The organism is Arcobacter sp. ISO1, assembly GCF_058105185.1.
In genome coordinates, this window is record NZ_CM176573.1 from 2,978,230 (window position 1) to 3,000,654 (window position 22,425).

Consider the following 22,425-nt stretch of genomic DNA (forward strand, 5'->3'; position numbering starts at 1 on the left):
TATACAAATTTTATGTCAATTTGAAAATGCAATAATTCTTTACATTTTATTGACAAAATTTTAAAAATGTATTGAAAAGATATTTGAAGACTTATTATAGGTATATTCTAATTTAAAATTATGCATTTTTATGATTTTGTTTACAATGTTTAAACCAAGACCATGACCTATTTGTTGATTTGGATCTCTTGTGAAAGGTTTAGTATAATAAATTAAATCATTGGCTAACCTTTTGCCAATATTTTCGACAAGTATTTTATCATTTGAAGTTTCAATTTTAATAGGATAACTTGTTGCATATTTCATTGCATTATCAATTAGATTCTTTAAAACAATAGTTAAATAGTATTTGTCACCTTTAATTTTAAAATCATTTTCCACATCTAAAAAGATTTTAGATTCATCATCAATTGAGAGTTTTGATAAAGACTCTAAAATCAAACTTGTTACCTTAAATTCTTTAATATTTAAGGTAACAAAATTAAGTTTTTCTCTTTGAAGAAGTTTGCTTGTAAGCTCTTCAATATCGACAAATACACTATTTACATCACTTAATTCATTTTTTTCAAGTTTATTTTTAAAGTTTTCTAGTAGAAACTTACCCTTTGTTATTGGAGTTTTCAACTCATGACTAATATTTCTTAAGAGTTCTTCTCTAGAATGAATAATATCATCTTGTTTTTCAAGGTATGAATTTAGATTATTGGTAATTTCACTTAATTCATTATTTTTCCCAATATCGATTTTAATAGAATTTTCATCATCCCTAAAAAGTTGAAGTACCCCTTTATTCAACTTATCAAGCATCACTTTAATCTCATTCATAATTTTTGTTGAGATTAGAAAAGTGAGTAAAAAAGCTATGAAAAGTAATGCTACAACTTCTATTTTAATTGTATTAATAAATTCATTTCTTTGTATTTCTGTTTTATCTAATTCTTTTTGTAAGTAACTAATTTCATCAATAAGAAGCTTTTCTGCTTTATTACTTAAAACATCAAATTTTTCACTAAATCTTTTAAATTCTTTTTTATCTTTTTTGCTTAAAACAATTGCATAAAGTTCATCTCTTATTGATTTATATAAATTTTCAAAATGTAAAAACAATAACTTTAGATTTTCTTTTTCCTCTAAAGATTCTGAATTTTCAATTGTTATCTCTTTTTTTAACAACAAACTTTCAAAAAGTTCATCTGCTTTATTAAGTCTTTTTTTTACAATATTTATTTTTTCATAATCTGTAACAATATCAAGAACAATCCATGAAAAAGAGTGATTATACTCTTTCAAACGCTCTACCCGTCTAATTTGATCGTATCTATGTTTTTGAGCCATATGCACTTCATTTAAATTGTAAATTGAATAAAAAAATACGCCAATTATAAAAATTGTAATAAGTAAGATTAGGGAAAAAGAGATTATAAGTTTTTGTCTAATTGTCATTTATAAATTTATACCCAATTCCCCAAACAGATTTTATATATTTTGCATCCTTTGAGTCATCATTTATTTTAAATCTAATATTACTCACATGCATATCTATTGTTCTATTTTTTGTATCTTTTTTTAGGCTTGTTTGATTTAAAATATCTTCCCTTGATACAATTTTATTAATATTATTTATAAACATAAAAAAGATTTCAGATTCAATTTTTGTAAACTCTATTTGATGGTCATCTAAAAAAACAGTTTTTTTATCTAAATCAATAAATAAGTCATTGATTTTTATTTTATCATCATCTGTATATCTTTTTAAAGTTGCATCAATTCTAAGAACTAATTCTCTAGGTTCATAAGGTTTAGATAAGTAATCATCAGCTCCAAGTTCAAAACCATGAATTTTATTACCAATATCATCCCTAGCTGTTGAGATGATAATTGGTATGTTTTTTATCTCTTTTAGTTTTTTAAATAGATCAAAGCCATCCATCCCTGGAAGACCTAAATCCAAAATAACAATAGAGTACTTTAAACTGTCTTTTTTAAACTCTTCTAATGCTTCCAAAGGTTCTGAATATACAAAACAATCATAATTATAAGACTTTAAAAAAGTACTTATAAGGTTTTGTAACTCAATATTATCTTCGATTAGTAAGACATTTTTATTTTTCACTAGTTTCCTTAATTTTAGAAACCGATTTTAACCAAAAATATCCAAATAGCCCTGAAAATAATGAGGCACTTAAAATTCCTATTTTAGCTTGGAAAATAAGATCTTCATTTCCAACAAATGCTAAATCAGCAACAAATATAGACATTGTAAATCCAATACCACCTAAAAATGCAACTCCAAATACTTGACTAAAACTACTTCCCTTTGGAAGTTGTGCAATTTTCATTTTAACAGCAATCCATGAAACTCCAAAAATTCCTATAACTTTTCCAAGAATAAGACCCCCAATTATCCCTAATGAAACAGGTTCTAAAATTGTTTCACCAATTGAAGAGAAATCGATTTTTATACCAGCATTTGCAAGGGCAAAAATTGGTATAACTAGTAAGGCTACAGGTAAATGAAGGCCATGTTCAAGTCTAGATGCTGGTGTTCCTACCTCATCAATTTTATCTTGAATGTTTGTTAAAATCTTTTTTTGTTTTTCGTGCAATTCAAGGTTATCTTCTACTGGATATTTTTCATATTCATCTAAAAGTTTTCTTGTATCTTTAGCAAGAGTCGCTGGAACTCTTTTTGGAGTTGAAGGGATTGCTAATGCAGCTAAAACCCCAGCAATAGTTGCATGAACTCCTGATTCAAGCATAAAAAACCACATAAATAATCCAACTATAAAGTATGGCAAAATCATATGAATACCAAATCTATTAAATGTAATCATAACTAAAAACATTAATCCCGCTAAACCAAGTGGAAATAAATTAATTGTATCTGTATAAAATAATGCAATAACAATAACGGCTCCTAAATCATCCACAATAGCTAAGGCTACTAAAAAAGTTACAAGTGCTGTTGGAACCCTTTTCCCAAGTAATACTAAAGCACTAATTGCAAAAGCGATATCTGTAGCCATTGGGATACCCCAACCACCTGCACCTGCTGTTCCATAATTTAAACTTGTATAAATAAGAGCAGGGAAAACCATACCTCCAATTGCAGCTAAAATTGGAAGCATCGCAACTTTTATATTTGATAACTCCCCAGCTGTTATCTCTCTTTTTATTTCTAATCCAATTAAGAAAAAGAATATTGCCATAAGACCATCATTTATCCAGTGGTGTAAACTATGAGATAGTTTCCACGAACCAACATTTAAGTCAATATACATATGAAAAAAATGAGAATATGTTTCATATAAAGGTGAATTAGCTAAAATTAAAGCTACAACGGTCATTAATATTAAAATTAGTCCTGTTGTTGTTTGGGCATGTAAAAACTCTTCAAAAGGTGTAGATACTTTTTTAAAGGCTTTTTCCCAAGGTGCATAAAGTTTCATTTTTTATCTCCCACAAAAATTGTAAATTTTATTTTAAAATGTCAAATTATACATTATATTTGTAAATAATATCATACATTGTTTATTGACACTTTCTTGACAGTTAACTATAAAAGGAATCGATTTTTTCTTTATGATTATCTGCCCATTGTTCAAAACTCATTTCTTTTTCTTTTTCAACATTTGTTTTGGTCTGATAATAAATCTCTTCAGCATTATCTATTGGAATAACAGCAACTCCTTCTTCATCAGCAACAATAATATCCCCAGGATTTACAGAAATTCCTCCAGCAATAATAGCGATATTTACTGGAACTGCATTTTTTTTACCACCTGGCATTGGTATTACACCTCTTGCAAATATTGGCACTTTATTCTCTCTTATCTCACCAATATCTCGAACTAAACCATCTATAACAAAACCTTTAATTCCTCTTTTTTTAGCAATTAAAGCTACATTTCCACCTATAACAGCGTAATCCATTGTATTCGATTGTGCAACAATAATTGAACCTTCAGGAGCTTCATAAATTGCTCTGTGTAAACTTAAATTTTCACCACCAACCATTTCTACAGTAAAAGCTGGTCCACTAATTCTTGGAATTCTAGGCCATAATTCTTTAATTCCTGCGTCCATAAAACTTTCTCTTTTTAAAGGTCCAGCATAATCACACGGCGAAAAATCTGCAAATTTACTATAATCCATTAATACTCCTTTATGTTAAAAAGGTATTATACTAATTAGTTTTTAAAAATTTAATACTTAAATATAAACTTATTTTATTTTATCAAATAAAGTAAAGACTTCATAAACAACTTCACTTTCAATCACCAAACAAACAAAAAAGATAATTTCAAATTTAAATAAAAATATTCTACTTATCCTTTCATTTAAAAATGTATAATCTTTTTTCAATACATCATAAGCATGCATAGAAAGACTATGTTGTACATTCTGTTTATACCATGCAATATATGCTTCCCTTTTATTTATATTTTTTTTAGAAATAATTTCATATAAAAAATATGTATATAAAACTGATATAAAAAAAGTTCCAATAAGAATCACATCTTCTAAAAGAAAATAAATTAAGATAATTAAAAAAGGAAAAGAGATTATAAAACAACTCAAATTTTTATGTTTGTGATAAATGTAATTGATCAAAAAGTATTTGGTGCCTAAATCATTTGATTCATTTCTACTAAAAATCAATAGATTTAAAAAAATTATTAAAGAAGCAATAAGATGTAAATATAATAAAGAAAGCATAATAATCTCCCCTTTAAATGAGCAAATTAGTCCTTCAATTTTAATTTATCTAAGTTTATTTTAATTAGGAATAAAAATTATTAGATAGTTTTTCATTTAACTTACATATTAATTTTTAAAACATAAACAAATAATAGATACAATTTCGGTTTATTTTAGGACGTTTAATGAAAAATCTTAGTGAATCAGCTATTGGTATTATTTATATTGCTTTATGTATTCTTCTTTGGTCACTAATACCAACTGTTGCAAAATTTGCACAAACTGGTTTAGACCACCATCAATACCTTTTTTATTCATCTATTATCTCTTTTCTTTCAATTTTTATAGTATCTTTGTTTGAAAAAAATTTAAAAGAGATATATTCCTACTCAAAAAAAATTGTTTTAGTTTTATTTGCTTTAGGTTTCTTAGATTTTTTCTACTATTTACTTTTATACTTTGGATATAAACATGCAAATGGCTTAGAGGTTTTGGTTATACAATATATGTGGCCTATATTTATTGTTTTTTTATCTTTAATTATTTTAAAAGAAGAGTTCACAAAGAAAAAAATACTCTCTGTGATATTAGGTTTTTTAGGAGTTAGCTTAGTAATTACAAAAGGTGACTTTACAAGTTTAGACTTTGGGCAAATTGATGTTTTACTAATTGTGATACTTGGGGCAATTTCTTTTGCACTATTTTCTGTATTAAGTAAAATTGTAAAAGTTAATGCTACTAATGCAGTTATGATTTACTTTTTCTCTGCCATAATCTACTCAATAATTAGTGTTCAATTTTTCTCAGAATTTACTTTACCATCTGCTAAAGATTGGATAAGTATTTTAATCAATGGTGCATTTTTAAATGGTATTTCATATTTGTTTTGGGTAAAGGCTTTAAAAACCTTTGATGCTTCAAAGGTAGCACCTTTTATATTTATAACACCTATTTTATCAGCATTTTTTTTGATAATATTTTTTGATGAGCAAATCTTAACAATATATTTTATAGGTTTATTTCTTGTTATAATTTCAGGATTAATAAGTAGTATAAAAAGAAAAAAGGGAAAGTCAAATATTGATTGAAAATAGATATTATTCATATGATTTAGAAACTTATCCAAATATTTTTACCTGTGTTATTCAAAACATACAAAGTGGAGAAAAAAGAGTATTTGAAATAAGTTCAAGGAAAAATGATTTAAATAAACTATTGCAAACTCTTCTTTGGCTAAACAAAAATAATAAAGCCTTAGTTGGTTATAACAATTTAAATTTTGACTACCCTATTTTACAATTTATTTTTAGCTCAAATTTTCAAAATCTAGAGAAAGAAAAAAATGCTGAAGAAAAAATCACTTTTGAGATTTATAACTATGCGAATAAATTAATCAAAGAAAATAAAAATTACATAGAAGATAAAAAAAGTATAATCCTAAATCAAGTAGATTTAATGAAAGTTCATAATTTTGATTATAGGGCTACAATGGTTAGTTTAAAAATGTTAGAGATAAACATGAGAATGGAAAATATTGAAGACTTGCCTTTTCCACCTGGAACTATACTTCAAAGCAAAGGTTTTGACACTCTTATAGCTTACAATATCCACGATGTAAAAGCAACTACTAAATTTTTTAATCATTCAAAGGATGCCATCAGTTTTAGAGAAAAACTAAGTTTAGAATTTAATGAAAATATGATGAACTATAGTGATACAAAAATAGGTAAAAGATACTTTATTAGAAACCTTGAAGATAAACTTGGGTCTAATATTTGCTACAAAGATGGGAGACCTAGACAAACAATTAGAAACTATCTTGATTTTTCACAAATTATATTTTCTTATATAAACTTTCAAACTCCCCAATTAAAAGCTTTACTTGAATATTTAAAAAAGCAATATACAAATGATATGTCAACAGTTTTTTCAAATATTCCAAAAGAGAGCTTAGGAGAATTAGCAGAGTATATTCACATAAATAAAAATGGCAAAGCCTCAAGTTTACATGTATTTTTTGATAACTTTAGAGTTGATATTGGAACGGGTGGTTTACATGGAAGCTTAGAAAGTTGCTTTTTACAAAGTGATGAAGAGTTTGAAATTATTGATGTTGATGTTGCAAGTTATTATCCAAGTATTGTTGTAAAAAATAGACTTTATCCCGAACACTTAGGAGAGGAGTTTGCAGATATTTATGATGAGATTAGAAAACTAAGATTTTCATATGATAAAAGCATGCCACAAAATAAGATGTTAAAACTTGCATTAAACTCTGCAGGTTATGGAGATACAAACAATAAGTTTAGCCCATTTTATGATTATAAAATGACTATAACTATTACTTTAAATGGGCAATTGATGCTTTGTTTACTATCTGAGATGCTAAAACTTAAGATTGATTCAATTCTTCTAATCCAAGCAAATACTGATGGTCTAACTTTAAAAGTACCGAGAAAAGAAAAAGAACTTTTCTTTAGTATCTTAAAAGAGTGGGAAAATATTACAGGTATGGTTTTAGAAGAAAGTTTTTATGAGAAAATTTGGATTAGAGATGTAAACAATTATATCGCACTTAAAAAAGATGGTGGTGTTAAAAAAATTGGGGCTTATAAAGATAGCCTTGAATGGCATCAAAACCATTCAAGTTTGGTGGTTCAAAAAGCAGTTGAAGCATATTTGATAAAAAATATTCCTATTGAAGAAAGTATCTTAAATCACAAAGACCCATTTGATTTTATGTTAAATTATAAAGCTACAAGAGGTATAAAACTTGTTTTAGAAGAAAATACAAAAACAAAAAAAGAGTATATAAGTTTACAAAATACAATAAGATACTATATTTCAACAAATGGTAAAGCATTAAAAAAAACCTTACCTCCATTAAAAAATGATAAAGAAGAAAGAATCATAGGTGTAAATGTTGGTTTTTTAGTTAGTATTTGCAACGATAGTAAAGATTTTGATTTTAAAAATCTAAACTATGATTGGTATATAAAAGAAGCCTATAAATTAATTTCTCCTTTCAAAGAAAAGGCTCCTTCTAATCTATTTGATTATCTAGATTGATTAAACTTCTAAGCCTTTATACTATCAAGAATTTTTTGTGCGCCTTTAAAACCACTATCAATTCCACCAAAAATATTAAATTCTTTTAAATTCATAGCACAAAACTCTATAATTTGGTTTTTGAACATTTTTTTAAGTCTTCTATTTGCTCCATTAAAAAAATAAAGAAATTTAGGAGCTCCAGTTGTAGTATATACTTTTACATCTTTACCTTTTAAAAGCCCTTTTGGCATTCCATTTTCATATGTATATGCAAAGCCTGCAGAAAGATTCCAATCAAAAAAGTTTTTTAATATTGCAGGCATACTCCCCCACCAATAGGGAAAGACAATTACTATCTCATCAGCATTTTTTATCTTTTCTTGATAATAAAGCATCTCTATGGTTGGTTCAAAGTGAAATCCATCTTTCTCATATGTAAAAAAGTCTTGTCTTTTTTCATCTTTATATAAATCTAAAATCTCAACACTGTTTTTAATATCTTCATTTACTTTTTTTACCCTGTCTGCTATGGTAAATGATAAACTGTCTTTTTTTGGGTTAGCAACAATAACTAAAACATTTTTCATAACTTTTCCTTTATGGTACTATTTAGTACAAAATTAAACAAAAAAAATTAATCCATTAATTCTTCCACAAAAATTAATAGATCATCTACAACATTAAAATCAATTCCTGCTTGCAAGGAAGAGATAATACCTGTATATAAAGTTAGATACCTAACAGCCAATAGTTTTGAATCAAGTTTGTTCCCAATATCGCCATTTTTTTGACCTTCTTCTACAAACTCTGTAAAAAACTCAACAAAACTATTCATCTCATTCTTTATATAATCACTAATAATTCCAAACTTTTTATAAGATTCTTTTCCACAATCGATAATTAAACAACCTTTTAATCTGCCTAATTTCTTTGCTTCTTCAATATCATACTTTATAATATATACTAAAGTTTTCTTTACCCCTATTTCAGATTTTAGCTGCTCTAAAAGTAAAAAAGTTTCTTTTTTATAAAGTTCAAGTGAAAGAAAAAACACCTCTTCTTTAGATTTAAAAGTTCTATAAAAGCTACTTTTTTTAATCCCCATTGCAACTAATAAATCATCTAGATTTGTTCCTTCATAACCATGTTCCCAAAAATGATTCATAGCTAATTTAATTACATCTTCTTTCTCAAAAGTTTTTGGTCTACCTATACTGTTTTTCATTGATTTATTTGTCATAATTGAATTATGGCACAAACTAGTACAAAAGTCAAGAGCTTTCTTCAATTGATAAGTTAGAGAAAAGTGATTTTCTAATAAAAAAGCAAAATAGTGAAAATAGAAGAGAAATTCAATTATTTCCCATAATTGTTGCAACTATTTTTCTACTACCACCATAATCTCTATGCTCGCCTAAATAGATACCTTGCCAAGTTCCAAGATTAAGTTGTCCATTTATAATAGGAATTGTTAAACTCACACCAAATAGTGAAGCTTTTATATGTGCAGGCATATCATCATCACCCTCATATGTATGTTTAAAATATGATTTATTTGATACTACATCATTAAAAAAGTTTTCCATATCAGTTCTAACTGTTGGGTCACAATTTTCATTTATAGTCAAACTTGCACTTGTATGTTTTATAAATAGATTTAAAGTTCCTATTTCAAAATCTTTTATTTCTGGAAGATTTGAAATTATTTCATCTGTGATTAGATGAAAACCTCGATTCTTTTTTCTTAAATTAAATTCTTTTTGTAAACTCTTCATTTTTTATTATAGCAAAAGTTAATTTTTTTAGTATAATTATTTTATGGCAAAGAATGAAAAAATACAAAAGAAAAAAACTCAAACAAGACTGTTTTTAGATATGTTGTTTAAACTATTAGTAGCTGTTGCAATTATTATCTTTATATATATAGGTTTTACTAAAGTAGATTTTTCATCTGGGGAAATGGATTTTAGTTCACCTAAAAAAACAAAATTTGAAGCAGATGCTCCTGAAGAACTTAAATGGTTTGACACATTCAAAGGGATTGAAAATGTTCCAACAAAAAAACAAAAAGAGGGTAAGTCAAAAGATGGAAGTAGTTCTACGGGATTTAAATATCAGGGTTTTTAGAATAAATAGGAAAATTCCTATTTATTCTTTTTAAAACTTAGTTTTTCTTTTGCTTTTAATACACCAAAGAAGAACAATGGAATAAAAATTACTCCAATTACAACTGCCGCTATCATACCACCAACAACTGTTGTACCAATAATATGTCTACTTGCACTACCTGCTCCACTACTTAAAGCTAGTGGTAATGTACCTACAATAAATGCCAATGAAGTCATAACAATTGGTCTAAATCTTAATTTAGCTGCTTCTATTGTAGCATCAAATAAACTCATACCCGCTTTTAATTTATCCATTGCAAACTCTACAATTAAAATTGCGTTTTTAGCACTTAATCCCACCAAAGTAATAAGCCCTACTTGGAAATAAATATCTGCTTCAAGTCCCCGTAAGAATACAGCTAATGCTGCACCAAATATTGCAAAAGGTATTGAAATAATTACAGCTAATGGAATACTCCAACTTTCATAAAGTGCAGCTAGAATTAAAAATACAAATACTGCTGCATAAACTGCTGTTAAGTCACCTTCAGTTTCTAATTTTTTCTCTTGATAAGTTGTACCTGACCATGCAATTGTATATCCTTCAGGTAAAATCTCATTTGCTATCTCTTCAATAGCAGCTGATGCATCACTTGAAGCAAATCCAAAGGCAGGAGATCCTGTTACTTTTGCAGCATTAAACATGTTAAATCTTTGAATAACACTTGCATTTACTGTTCTATCAAGGGTAATCAACTCACTTAATGGAACATAATTATTTGTTGAAGATTTAACAAATGTATTTTTAAACTGCTCTTTTGTTGCTCTATATTGTGACTCAGACTGAATATTTACATGGAATGTTCTACCATACAAGTTAAAGTCGTTGATATATCCTTGTCCATAAGTATTTTGAATAACACTAAAAATAGAATCAAAAGAAACATTCATAGCCTTTGCTTTATCCTTGTCAATACTTAACATATATTTTGGAACATTCGTATTTAATGTTGTTCTCATACCTGTCAATCTTGGATCTGTACTAGCTTTAGCAATAATATCTTGTGTATATTTATTTAAGGTTGCTAAATCACCACCAGTTCTATCTTGAATCCACATCTCAAAACCACCAGTTGTACTCATCCCCATAATTGGAGGTGGATTTACAGGTAATACAAATGCTTCTTTTGATGTGGCCATAAATTGTCCCATCAATCTTCCTGCAATTGCTTGCGAGTTTTGATTTGGAAGTGGTCTTTCATCCCAAGGTTTTAACATAGCAAACATTAAAGCTGCATCTGTTTTATATGCAAATGTAGCAATATCAAGACCTGTAATATTACCAGTTGAAACAATTTCCTCATCAGCTAGTAACTGTTGTTCAATTTCACTTGTGATTTTTGCAGTTTCACCTAAAGAAGTTGAAGGCATAGCATAAGCAAATACCATTAGCACACCTTTATCTTCTGTTGGAACAAGTCCATTTGGCGTCTTTTGAATAATACTAAAAGTTGCATATATCAATATTCCAAATAAAGCAAGTGAAAAGAACCATAATCTAATAGTTTGTTTAGTAATCCCAATAAAGACTTTAGTCGACCAATCAAAAAACTCATTGAACTTTCTAATAGGCCAGATTGGTTCAGGTTCATCTTTTCTTAAAAATATTGCACAAAGTGCTGGCGTTAAAGTTAAAGCAACAAGTCCTGAAATTACAACTGCCATTACAATAGTTATGGCAAACTGTTTATACATAACCCCACTAAAACCACCTGTAAGTGCTGCTGGGATAAATACAGCTGAAAGAACTAAAATAATAGCAATAAGTGGAGTAGTTAACTCTTTCATTGCATCAATAGTTGCATCTTTTACTGATATATCTTTTTTAGTCCTTAGATTTCTTTCAACATTTTCAATTACAATAATTGCATCATCAACAACCAATCCAATGGCTAGAATCATACCAAATAGTGTTAATAAGTTTATAGAAAAACCTGCAGCATAAAGTCCGGCAAAGGTACCAATAACTGAAACAGGAATTGCTAGAACTGGAATAATAGTTGCTCTAAAATTACCTAAAAATAAATAGATTAAAATAATTACAAAGAAAATAGCTTCAAGTAATGTTTTAACAACTTCTTTAATTGATTCATCAACAAAAAGTGTTGCATCATATGGTACTTGATACTGTAAATCTTCAGGGAAACTTTTAGAAATTTCACTTAAAGTTTCAGTTAAAGCAGCTGATACTTCAAGAGCATTTGCACCAGGTGCTAAGAAAATACCAACAGGGATCATTGGCTCACCTGAGTATTTTGCTTTTGTATAAGTAGAATCTGAACCTAACTCAACCTTTGCAATATCTTTTAGTCTTAATGTTGAACCATCAGCATTAGATCTTATAATTATCTTATTAAACTCTGCTACATTTTTAAGTCTACCCTCTGTAGAAATAGAATAAGTAAAAGGTGTAACATTTTTAATTGGTTCTGCACCAACACTACCTGTTGAGTATTGATTATTTTGTTCAGAAATTATAGATCTAATTTCAGCTGGGCTAATATCATAAAACTTTAACTTTTCTGGGTCAATTAATACTCTAATGGCATAATCTTTTGCACCAAATACTCTAGCTTCACCAATACCTTTAATTCTTTTAATATCATCTAAAACATTTACAGTTAAATAGTTTGAAATCCATGTTGTATCGTGAACATTATTTTTAGATGTAAATGCTAAAACTTTTAACATATCCGGAGATCTTTCAGCAACAGAGATACCCTGTCTTTGAACTTCACTTGGAAGTGAGCTAAGTGCTAATTGAACTCTATTATTTACATCAACTTTTGCTTGGTCAACATCAGTACCAACTGAGAAGATAATACTCATACTTAAAACACCACTTGGAGAAGCAGTTGTAGACATATATGTCATATTATCAACACCATTAATTGCATTCTCTAAAACTGGAGCAACAGTACTTGAAAGGGTACTTGCATCTGCTCCTGGATAAGTTGCACTCACATTAATCTGTGGAGGTGTTACAGCTGGATACTCTTTTACAGGTAAAATATTAATAGATATTAAACCTGCAAGAATAATTATAATAGACACAACTGTTGCGAAAATTGGTCTATTAATAAAAAACTTTGAAAACATTTTTATTTACCTTGTTCGTTTATTACTTTATCAACAGTAACTGGATTTCCTGGCTTAATTCTAAAGAAATTATTTACAAAAACTTTATCTCCACTTTTTACCATACCACCAGCAACAATATATTTATCGCCACTTTCTTTTCCTGGTACTATTGGTCTAACTCCAACTTTACCACCTTCATCAACCATTACAATTGTTCCCATTGGATTTTGTAATACTGCTTTTTGAGGGACTGTGATTACATTTTTTTGTACAATACCACTTAATGCAACTCTTGCGAAGCTTCCAGCCATCAATTTTTGTTGACTATTATCAACAACAGCTCTCATTTTAACTGTTGAAGTATTCTCATTAGTATTCACATCAATAAAATCAACATAACCTTTAACTCCTGATGGTTTACCATTTAAGATTACATCAACTGAAATTTTTCCATCTTGAGGCATTTGCCATAATCCATTTTTAATATTAGTATAATCACTCATAGGCATAGAAAACTCTAAATATACTTTTTCATTTTCAGTAATAGTTACAAGTGCCATTGGAGGATTTGATGTAACTAGATTCCCTAAATCAACAGCTTTTAAACCTGTAACTCCTGAAATTGGAGCTTTTACTTTTGTATAGTTTAAATTGATTTTTGCTTGTTTTAATTGAGCTTTTGCAGCTGAAACAGATGCTAAGGCATTTTGATAAGTTGATAATGTTGTATCTCTTTGTTCTGTTGTAACAGCTTTACTTTTATAAAGTTTTTTAATTCTTTCCCAACTTCTAGTTGCATTTTGTAAAGTTGCTTCAGCCATATTTAGTGAAGCTTTTGCAGCATCAACTTGAGCTTGATAAATATCATCTTCAATTGTAAATAACTCTTGTCCTTTTTTAACTTTTTCACCTTCATTAAAATGCATTGCTTCAAGAACACCTAAAACTCTAGAATATACAACTGCTTGGCTCAATGGCTCAATAGAAGCTGGATATTTTAAATTTATTGCAAAATCGCTTGGTTGTGGAACAATATATACATCAGCTTTTGGAGCTGGCATTTGTTTTCCTGCAGGTGCTCCCGCAGCACTTAAATTTGTTGAAAGTGCAACAAAAGTTATTGCTGAACTTACTAATAGTCTTTTTATAATTCTCATTTTATATACTCCTCTAATCTTTCACCACTATAATAAATTATATTTGCTTTTCTCATCTCTAACTCATAAAGTGCAACTTTTAATGAACTTTGAGCACTATATTTTTCTGTTAAACTTTGTAAATATGCAACATTATCAACTAAACCATTTTGATATTTTGCTTTAATAGTTTCATATGCGCTATTTGCAGCTTTTAATCCAGCTTTTGAAGATTCAATTTTTAACTTTGCTATATCATAAGCTTTTTTGGCAAGTTTTAAATCAACATTCGCTTTATTTTTTTCATACTCATATTGTGATTTTAATGATAAATATTGTTTGTATGCTGCTTCATATGAATTATTTGTTGCTCCAAAATCAAAAATATTCCATGATAAGTTTAATGTAGCAACATTTCTATCTACATCATCATCACTTGCAGCAGAGTCATAGTTTAAATTATTATATGAATATGTATCATTAAAAGAAACTACTGGAAGCTTTCCACTTTTTTCAGCTTTTGCATTTGATTTTAAAGCTTCAAGTTGATCTTCTAATGCTTTTAAATCTGCTCTTAATTTTACCTCTTTATCAAACTTCGAAACTTTTGAACCAGATTCAATTAAAACTGATTTTCCAACAATATATTCTAAGTTATGATTAATCGTTTGAATATTTAACTCAATTTCATGTAAAGCAACATTTGCGATTTCTATATTTGATATAATTTTTTGTACTTCATCTTCAGTTGTAGTTCCTACATCTAAAAATTTTTTCAATCTTTTATATTGTGCTTGAAGTTGTTCTATCTCTTGAAGTTTTACCTCTTTTTGAGCTAAATAAGAAAGGTAATCATAATAATAGGTAATAACCTCTAAAGCAATTTTGTTTTTTTGATTTTTCAAACTATTTTCACTGCTTTTTATAGTTGAATCATAATACTTATAAGTATTTTGTTTTTTACCACCATCATAAATAACATAATCAACACTTCCTTGAACAGTTGTAGTATTTTGTGGCATAGTCATTGTTTCATTACTATTATTACTGTAATTTGCTCCCACATTAAACTGTGGCATATATGCACTTTTTACACTTTTATAAGAGTCTTTTATACTCTCTAAACTAATTTTAGAAGACTCTAACATTTTATTGTTTTTTGACAATTCAATTAATTGTTGAAGATTTTCACCAAAAAGTGAAAATGGAATAATTAATAAAAATGCTAAACTTACTTTCATCATTTTCTTTCCTTGTATTAATTCTGTTTTACTAATTTTGCTGTAAGTTTTTGAACAAATGGCGCTACAACAAAGATAATTGGAAAAGCTACAACAAAAGCTCTCCAATATGCACCAAACCATAAAGAGATGAAATTATCTACAATACCTAAATTTATAAAAGTGATAACCCCACTCATCAAAAAGCTCATAAGTAAGGACATTAAAAAAGCAAATACTACTCTTTGATATTTTGCAGGAATCATTACTTCTTCACCTCTAACAATTTAAAAATTGTATTTATAAACTTTTCAAAATCTTCCCTTGCATCAAAATTGGCTTGACTCATTTTTCTAACAGTTAAACCCTTTTGATAAGTTAAAATCCCATCAGCTAAGTCAAGTGATTCCTCTTTTAATTCACCACTTGCTATACCTTGAGCAAAAATTTTAACAAGTTCACCTCTAAAAAATTCATTTTTATTACAATTAAACTCTTTCATTGAAAGATTATCATCTGATAATACTATAGAAAGAAACTCTTTATACCCATTGAATCTTCTTACTAGATCAGGCTCTTCACTTAAAACAAACTCGAAAAACAATTCAATTTTTTCCCTAACTGTTTTAAGCTTTTCTACCTCTTTTATGAACTTTTTATGATGTTCTTCAATATGAATATTTATAATTTCAAAAATAATATCATCTTTATTTTCAAAATATTCGTAGATTGTTCCTTTTCCAATTCCAGCAGCTATTGCCACCTGTGCAACTGTAAGATTTTTCATCCCAACTTCATATATAAGTTCACGGCATGATAAAGCTACTTCTCTTCTTTTTTCTTCTTTATTAATTTTTCTAGGACTCAATATACTACCTCCTTTTAGTTACAAATAATGAACGTTGTAACTTTTTGACTGACCGTCGGTCAATCAATATTTGCATTATAACAATCAAAACTTAATGATATATTAATACTGACCCGTAGTCAGTTGAAATAAATAAAAAAATATTTTCTCTTTTAAGAGGAACAACTAAGTTTTATATTTGAGTATTCAAGGGGTGTTGGTTTTGCATATCTTTCAAACTCTTTATGCTCATCAAAAGGGTTTTGGGCGATTTTCAATAAATCATTTACTAAAGAGAAGTCACCCTCTTCTGATTTTTCTATAGCTTCTTGAAGCATATAGTTTTTAATTACAAACTTGGGATTAGTTTTTTTCATAAGCTCTTTCATTTTTGAAAAATCTTGCTTTTGTTCTTTTATTACTCGTTTATATTTCTCAAACCATCTTTCTAAGGGGCTTCTAAATACTGCTATATTTAAAACAGATGAGATATTGTCAAAACTTTCTAGTTTTATAAGTTCATAAAAGAAACAATTATAATCAATCTTTGCTTCCTCAAGAGTATCAAGCAAATAAATCATTAAATCTAAGTTTTCATCATCACTTAAATTTATATCTAAACCCAATCTTTTATTCATTATTTTCAAGTACTCTTCTTGTTGTTTAGTCATAAATGTTTTTAAATATGACATTAGTTTTTGAAAACTGCAAATTTTACCAAGGTTATATGCTAAAACTTCTAAGTTCCATCTAGCAACTTCTGGCTGATTGTTATATGAATATCTTCCTTCCATATCTGTATGATTACAAATAGAATGTTTAAAGAACTGATCCATAAAAGCAAATGGTCCATAATCAATAGTAAGTCCAGCAATTGAAAAGTTATCTGTATTTATAACACCATGTTGGAAACCATAAGCCATCCATTGTGCCAATAGTTTTGCACTTTTGTCAACTAATTCAAAATACATTTTCTCGTATTTGTTGTCATCATTTTTTAGATGCGGATATGATTGATTAATCACATAATTAGCTAATTGCCTTAGATTGTTTTCAGGTTCACGTCCCCTTGCAAAAAACTCAAAGGTTCCTATTCTAACCCATGAAGGAGATAGTCTTAAAACAATTGCACCTGTTTCTTTCTCCATATAGTTTCTATATACTTTATGACTTGAGCCAATTAAGGCTAAGGCTCTTGTTGTAGGGATTCCTAAAGCAGCCATTGCTTCACTTATAATATATTCTCTAATACTTGAGCGTAAAACTGCTCTTCCATCACCTTGTCTTGAATACTTTGTAAGTCCTGAGCCTTTTGTTTGAAGATGCCAATTATTTATATGTCCAAGATTTATAGCTCTTCCATCACCAAGCTGTGGAACAAAATATCCAAACTGATGACCTGCATATGCCATAGCAAAAGAAATACTCCCTTCTAAAACTTTTTGACCATTAATAAATTTTACAAAATCTTTGGTTTCACATTCTTCGTAATCTAAATTGATTAAATCACATGCGTTTTTACTGTAACTTATTAAGAAAGGATTATTTAAAGGTGTTACATTAACTTTTTCATAAAACTTCTTATCAAATTGAAAATAGTCTACTTCAAGTTCTAATTCATCTAGTTTCATACTTATACTTTTTTCTTTTGAATTTATCAAATTAAGTTAAATAAACCTTATTTAACTTTGATTACTTTACTTTTTTAATCTAAATGCAAATATAATTCCTCCAAAGGAAATAAATGATAGACCAACCCTACTTCACATTTAAAAGCTATATGAAAAAAAATTATAATACTACGCTTCATACTATTCCTGTAGATTTAGATTTAGGGTGTCCAAATAGAGATGAAAACAATAATGGAGGTTGCTCTTTTTGTCCCCAAGATGGAGCTAGAGCTGCTCAAATTTTAGATGCAAAAGATGTAGAAACTCAAATAAAAAATGCAATAGAATTTTCAAAAAAAAGATATAAAGCAAAGGAATTTATGCTTTATATTCAGGCGTACACTGGAACATTTACTTCTGTTATAAAACAAAAAGAAAGCTATTCAAAACTTCTAAAATTTTATAATTTTAAAGCAATTAGTATAGGAACAAGACCTGATTGTCTAAATAAATCAACACTAGAATATCTTCAAGAGTTAAATAAACAAATTGATGTTTATGTTGATTTAGGAGTTCAAACATTAAATGACAAGACCCTAAATCAAATAAATAGAGGTCATGATTCAAAACAAACTATAAAAGCTATAAGAGATTTAAAGAGATATGGCATTAAAATCTTTGCTCATATTATAGTTGGCTTTAAAGAAGAGAGTAGAAAAGATTGGTTAAATACTGTAAAAATAGTTTGTAAAGAAAATGTTGATGGAATTAAAATACATAATCTACATATTATAAAAAATACTGCCCTTCATAAAGAGTACGAAGAAAATGCTTTCAAAACTTTTAATGAATATGAATATGCTGAAGAACTTATCTTTTTAATTAGAAATATCCCTTCTAATATTCCAATTGTAAGAACCTCAACAGATACACCAACTTGCGATTTAATAGCTCCAATATGGAATATGCAAAAGGGACAATTTGTAGAGTTTATAAATGAATCAATGGCTTATGCAGGATTTAAACAAGGTGACTTAATAGAAGAAAAAGAGCTAAACTTAACAAAACAAAACAGTTTTGAACTTGAAGATGGAAGTACTACTATTTGGGACAAAACATATAAAGATTATTACCACCCAAAAAGTGGTGCCAAAAAACAAGCAATAGAGTTTTTTATAGAGCAATCAAATTTAAAAAAGAAACTTAAAGAAAAAGATATATCATTATTAGATATTGGTTTTGGGATGGGAGTAAACTCCCTTATGGCAATAAAACTTGAGAAAAAATTCAAACTTAATATCACTGCTCTGGATAAAAATAGAGTGATTATAAAAGATGCACAAATCTTAAATAAAAACAAAGACGAAAAAGAGATATTAAATACTCTATATGAAAACAATGAATATAAAGATAATAACAACCATATAAAACTTTTACTTGGTGATGCAAGATTTACAATCACAAAATTGGACAAAAATTTTGATATTATTTTTTTAGATCCATTTTTACCTAATTTAAATCCTTCTTTACTATCTTTTGAATTTATAAAATTGATAAAAAAAGTTCTCAAAAAAAATGGTATTTTAATCTGCTCTCAAAATAATGAATTAATAAGAAATGCCTTTGCTAAAGTAGGTTTCACTTATAAAGAGTTTGAGTTAGAAAGAAATGATATAAAAGGATTAATCCTAACTATCGGGAAAAGTTTCTTTAAAGAAAGCTATTACCAAGACCCTTATTTAATTTACAGAGAAAAACAAATTATCACAAACTTTGAACAAAAAAAGTAGTAAATAAATATCTACATGCTTTATTTATCATTAAGTACATCTTCTAATTTTACAGTAAAAAGTGCACCACTATAGTCTATATTTTCATAAGTGAATTCTTCATTTGATACACTTATCTCTCCATTCATACCTTCTATTATCTGTTTTGTCATATACAATCCTACCCCTGTGCCATCACTCTCATCTTTTGTTGTAAAATATGCATCAAATATTTTATCTTTTATATCTTCTGATATGCCTCTAGCACTATCTTTTATTTGTATGTATACTATCTTGTCTTTTTTGTAAATATCCACAAATATTAATTTCTTATTTTTTGTCTCTTGAGATACTAATGCATCCCTTGCGTTTTTTAATATATTTACCAATACTTGAAGAAGTTCATTTTCAAAGGTGTGTAACTCAATATTTTCTATGTTTTTTATTATTTCTATTGAGTTATTTTTTAATTGTGCTTCCATTAAAGTATATGTTTTTTCAAATATTTTTTTTGTTTTAAAATATTTTTTATTTTTTTCTGGTTTAAAAAAGTTCCTAAAATCATCTATTGTATGTGACATATATTCTACAGAGTTTGAAATATTCTTTATTGACTTATCCAATTCATCTTTTGTCACCATACCTTCTACTTCTTGACTTAACATAAACATTCCATTTGACATTGATATTGCACTTAGTGGTTGCTTCCATTGATGGGCAATATTTCCAATCATCTCACCCATCATTGCCATCTTTGATTGTTGAGAAAGCATTAAGTCTTTTTTTCGTAACTCTTTTTCATAATTTAAAATATCTGATATATCTGCAAATATTCCAATATAGTTTTGAAGTTCTCCTTTATTGTCTTTAATTGCACTTAATGTTAAAAAAGAGCTAAACTCTTCTTCATTTTTCCTTTTATTAATGATTTTTCCAGACCATTTACCTGTTTGTTTTAAAGATAAAAAGAGTTTATTGTAAAAATCTTCATCATACTTACTAGACTTGATTATCGAAATCTTTTTTTCTAAAACATCATTATAAGAATATCCAGTGATATCACTAAAAGCTTTATTGATTTCTGTTATATAACCATTAGAATCTGTAATGATAACACCCTCTTTAAGATTTTCAAAAATTCTTTTTGAACGCTCTAATAAAAACATATTCTCATTTTCTTGGGATAAGTCTTTAAGCGTTCCATATATTATTTGTTTATTTTCAAAATTTATAATTTGTGAATTAATTGATACAGTAAAAATATTATCTTCATTACTTATAAGATCTATTTCAAACTGTGCTTCTTTTTTAGAAATTAATGTGTGAAAAATTCTTTTTAGTTTTTTCAAATCTTTTGTTTTTAAAAAAGTTTTTATATTTGAATTTATCAACTCCGATTTTGTTTTATCAAATAATCTTTCAATATATGGATTTGCATTAATTATTGTCCCATCAATTTCAGTAATAAACACCCCTTCTCTTACATTGTTAAAAATTGTCTCGTACTGTTTTGATATTTCAACTCTTTCGCTTATATCTATTGCTGATGTAATATAAAACTTTTTATTTTTGATATTTATTAATTTTGCTCCCATAAGTATATTAAATAAACTTCCATCTTTTTTCTTTGCAACTAAAGTAAAGATATTGTTTTTATCCTTTTCTAATTCACTTATAATTTTCTCATGAATTGTTGAATCATAATAATGACTAGAAGGGAAACTTCCTAATATCTCATTTTCATTTTCATAATCCCAAAGTTTTAAGTAAGATTCATTTACATAACAAAATTTTCCATCATCGTCTAATACACTAGTTGCAGCAATTGATTGTTCTAAAAGAAGGGATTGAAATTCTAATTGTTCTTTACTTTTTACATCTTCTGTTATATCTCTTACAAGTGCCATTAAATGTTCATCATCACCAAGAAGAGACATTCTTGACTCATAATATCTTCTTTCATTTCCTACTTCTAACTCATAATCATAAATTAAAATATCTCTTTTTTTAATTGTCTTAGGTAGATATTCTTCAAATAATTTAGCAGCATCTTCTGGTAATATTTCTTGTACTTTTTTGTTAATAAAAAATTCAGGTTGTAAATATAAGTCTTCATTAGTTTTTGAACGATAATCTACAATAGTTCCATCTTTTTTAATTATAAATAAAATATCTGGTAATGTTTCAAATACCAATGACAAAATATTTTCAAATTTTTTAACATTTTTTTCAGCGCTTACATCTATATAGGAAATTACTATATCTTCTACATCTCCCATTGAGTTTTTAATTGGATATATTTGTGTTTTTACTAATTTTTCTTGACTATTTAAATTAGTACTATTAGAGCTTAAACTATATGAATAAGTAGGGATATCAATTATTTCACCATTAAAGGATTTATTAATAAACTCCAATAAACCTAATTGTGTAAATATTTTATTGTTATTTACAGTTAGTCTATTTTTATTTGTTGTTTTTATATCCCAAAACTTTGTATATTCTTTATTAAAATATGTTTGAAAACCCTCTTTATTGTATACTTCTATTGCATATGGAGCTTGTTCAAGTAATGAAATATAATATTCTTTAGATTCAGAAAGTTTTTTTTCACTCTCATTTTTTTCATTTTCATATTCTTTAACTAGAAAATATAATAAAATAGAAGTAACAACAATAAAAGTCCAACCTTTAAAAGATTGGATTTTCGTTAATTGTTCAACATCTTTTATAAAATAAAATAAAATCTCATCAGATAATAAAATCCATGCCACCCCAAATAAAAAATAGATTGTTGTAATTTTTGTTTTTATTGATATTTCTTTCAACAGCCTTCTTTCAA

General features: G+C 27.5%; 19 protein-coding genes. 4 read left to right on the forward strand and 15 right to left on the reverse strand.

Annotated features, from left to right (window positions below; translation table 11 throughout):
• Positions 1 to 60: 60 nt before the first annotated feature.
• The 5 genes from AC2TY9_RS14805 to AC2TY9_RS14825 all read right to left on the reverse strand — a co-directional run bounded on the left by AC2TY9_RS14805 (position 61) and on the right by AC2TY9_RS14825 (position 4,719).
• The gene (locus tag AC2TY9_RS14805; RefSeq protein WP_489778293.1) at positions 61 to 1,443 is read right to left on the reverse strand and encodes an ATP-binding protein; all 1,383 of its coding nucleotides are present in this window, start codon (positions 1,441 to 1,443) and stop codon (positions 61 to 63) included.
• Complete coding sequence (locus AC2TY9_RS14810) at positions 1,433 to 2,113, reverse strand: response regulator transcription factor (RefSeq protein ID WP_489778295.1); 681 nt, start codon at positions 2,111 to 2,113, stop codon at positions 1,433 to 1,435. Before AC2TY9_RS14810 ends, AC2TY9_RS14805 begins: the two co-directional genes overlap by 11 nt.
• Entirely contained in the window at positions 2,103 to 3,449 is a 1,347-nt protein-coding gene (gene nhaA, locus AC2TY9_RS14815) for a Na+/H+ antiporter NhaA (protein WP_489778296.1), read from the reverse strand. The genes AC2TY9_RS14810 and nhaA overlap by 11 nt, the downstream gene beginning before the upstream one ends.
• Before the next feature lie 103 nt (positions 3,450 to 3,552).
• Positions 3,553 to 4,155: an RraA family protein gene (locus AC2TY9_RS14820; RefSeq protein WP_489778297.1), complete on the reverse strand. Its 603-nt coding sequence runs from the start codon at positions 4,153 to 4,155 to the stop codon at positions 3,553 to 3,555.
• Between the two features lie 69 nt (positions 4,156 to 4,224).
• Complete coding sequence (locus tag AC2TY9_RS14825) at positions 4,225 to 4,719, reverse strand: hypothetical protein (protein WP_489778298.1); 495 nt, start codon at positions 4,717 to 4,719, stop codon at positions 4,225 to 4,227.
• Between the two features lie 167 nt (positions 4,720 to 4,886).
• Between AC2TY9_RS14825 and AC2TY9_RS14830 the strand changes: the two genes are divergently transcribed.
• Positions 4,887 to 5,789, forward strand: a complete 903-nt coding sequence (locus AC2TY9_RS14830) for a DMT family transporter (protein WP_489778299.1) — start codon at positions 4,887 to 4,889, stop codon at positions 5,787 to 5,789.
• Positions 5,782 to 7,770 carry a hypothetical protein gene (locus tag AC2TY9_RS14835; protein WP_489778300.1) on the forward strand — a complete coding sequence of 663 codons (1,989 nt, stop codon included), beginning with the start codon at positions 5,782 to 5,784 and terminating at the stop codon, positions 7,768 to 7,770. Before AC2TY9_RS14830 ends, AC2TY9_RS14835 begins: the two co-directional genes overlap by 8 nt.
• Positions 7,771 to 7,778: 8 nt before the next feature.
• Here AC2TY9_RS14835 and AC2TY9_RS14840 read toward each other — a convergent pair whose 3' ends face one another.
• The 3 genes from AC2TY9_RS14840 to AC2TY9_RS14850 form a co-directional block, all read right to left on the reverse strand.
• Positions 7,779 to 8,339 carry an NAD(P)H-dependent oxidoreductase gene (locus tag AC2TY9_RS14840; RefSeq protein WP_489778302.1) on the reverse strand — a complete coding sequence of 187 codons (561 nt, stop codon included), beginning with the start codon at positions 8,337 to 8,339 and terminating at the stop codon, positions 7,779 to 7,781.
• Between the two features lie 47 nt (positions 8,340 to 8,386).
• Positions 8,387 to 8,977: a TetR/AcrR family transcriptional regulator gene (locus AC2TY9_RS14845; protein WP_489778303.1), complete on the reverse strand. Its 591-nt coding sequence runs from the start codon at positions 8,975 to 8,977 to the stop codon at positions 8,387 to 8,389.
• 127 nt (positions 8,978 to 9,104) lie between these two features.
• Positions 9,105 to 9,527 (reverse strand): secondary thiamine-phosphate synthase enzyme YjbQ, encoded by a 423-nt coding sequence (locus tag AC2TY9_RS14850; RefSeq protein WP_489778305.1) that lies wholly within the window; start codon positions 9,525 to 9,527, stop codon positions 9,105 to 9,107.
• Positions 9,528 to 9,570: 43 nt separating this feature from the next.
• Between AC2TY9_RS14850 and AC2TY9_RS14855 the strand changes: the two genes are divergently transcribed.
• Positions 9,571 to 9,879 carry a hypothetical protein gene (locus AC2TY9_RS14855; RefSeq protein WP_489778307.1) on the forward strand — a complete coding sequence of 103 codons (309 nt, stop codon included), beginning with the start codon at positions 9,571 to 9,573 and terminating at the stop codon, positions 9,877 to 9,879.
• A gap of 17 nt (positions 9,880 to 9,896) precedes the next feature.
• Here AC2TY9_RS14855 and AC2TY9_RS14860 read toward each other — a convergent pair whose 3' ends face one another.
• The 6 genes from AC2TY9_RS14860 to AC2TY9_RS14885 form a co-directional block, all read right to left on the reverse strand.
• Complete coding sequence (locus tag AC2TY9_RS14860; protein ID WP_489778309.1) at positions 9,897 to 13,019, reverse strand: efflux RND transporter permease subunit; 3,123 nt, start codon at positions 13,017 to 13,019, stop codon at positions 9,897 to 9,899.
• A gap of 2 nt (positions 13,020 to 13,021) precedes the next feature.
• Positions 13,022 to 14,158, reverse strand: a complete 1,137-nt coding sequence (locus AC2TY9_RS14865; protein ID WP_489778310.1) for an efflux RND transporter periplasmic adaptor subunit — start codon at positions 14,156 to 14,158, stop codon at positions 13,022 to 13,024.
• Positions 14,155 to 15,381, reverse strand: coding sequence for a TolC family protein (locus tag AC2TY9_RS14870; protein WP_489778312.1), 1,227 nt, complete (start codon positions 15,379 to 15,381; stop codon positions 14,155 to 14,157). Before AC2TY9_RS14870 ends, AC2TY9_RS14865 begins: the two co-directional genes overlap by 4 nt.
• A gap of 14 nt (positions 15,382 to 15,395) precedes the next feature.
• A complete protein-coding gene (locus AC2TY9_RS14875; protein ID WP_489778314.1) occupies positions 15,396 to 15,623 on the reverse strand; it encodes a DUF2798 domain-containing protein in 228 nt (75 codons plus the stop codon).
• Positions 15,623 to 16,225, reverse strand: a complete 603-nt coding sequence (locus AC2TY9_RS14880; protein ID WP_489778315.1) for a TetR/AcrR family transcriptional regulator — start codon at positions 16,223 to 16,225, stop codon at positions 15,623 to 15,625. Before AC2TY9_RS14880 ends, AC2TY9_RS14875 begins: the two co-directional genes overlap by 1 nt.
• A 152-nt stretch (positions 16,226 to 16,377) precedes the next feature.
• Positions 16,378 to 17,835: a protein adenylyltransferase SelO gene (locus AC2TY9_RS14885; RefSeq protein ID WP_489778317.1), complete on the reverse strand. Its 1,458-nt coding sequence runs from the start codon at positions 17,833 to 17,835 to the stop codon at positions 16,378 to 16,380.
• A 113-nt stretch (positions 17,836 to 17,948) separates the two neighbouring features.
• Between AC2TY9_RS14885 and mnmL the strand changes: the two genes are divergently transcribed.
• Positions 17,949 to 19,604: a tRNA modification radical SAM protein MnmL/YtqA gene (gene mnmL, locus AC2TY9_RS14890; RefSeq protein WP_489778319.1), complete on the forward strand. Its 1,656-nt coding sequence runs from the start codon at positions 17,949 to 17,951 to the stop codon at positions 19,602 to 19,604.
• A gap of 20 nt (positions 19,605 to 19,624) precedes the next feature.
• Here mnmL and AC2TY9_RS14895 read toward each other — a convergent pair whose 3' ends face one another.
• Entirely contained in the window at positions 19,625 to 22,411 is a 2,787-nt protein-coding gene (locus tag AC2TY9_RS14895; protein WP_489778321.1) for a PAS domain S-box protein, read from the reverse strand.
• Between the last annotated feature and the right edge of the window lie 14 nt (positions 22,412 to 22,425).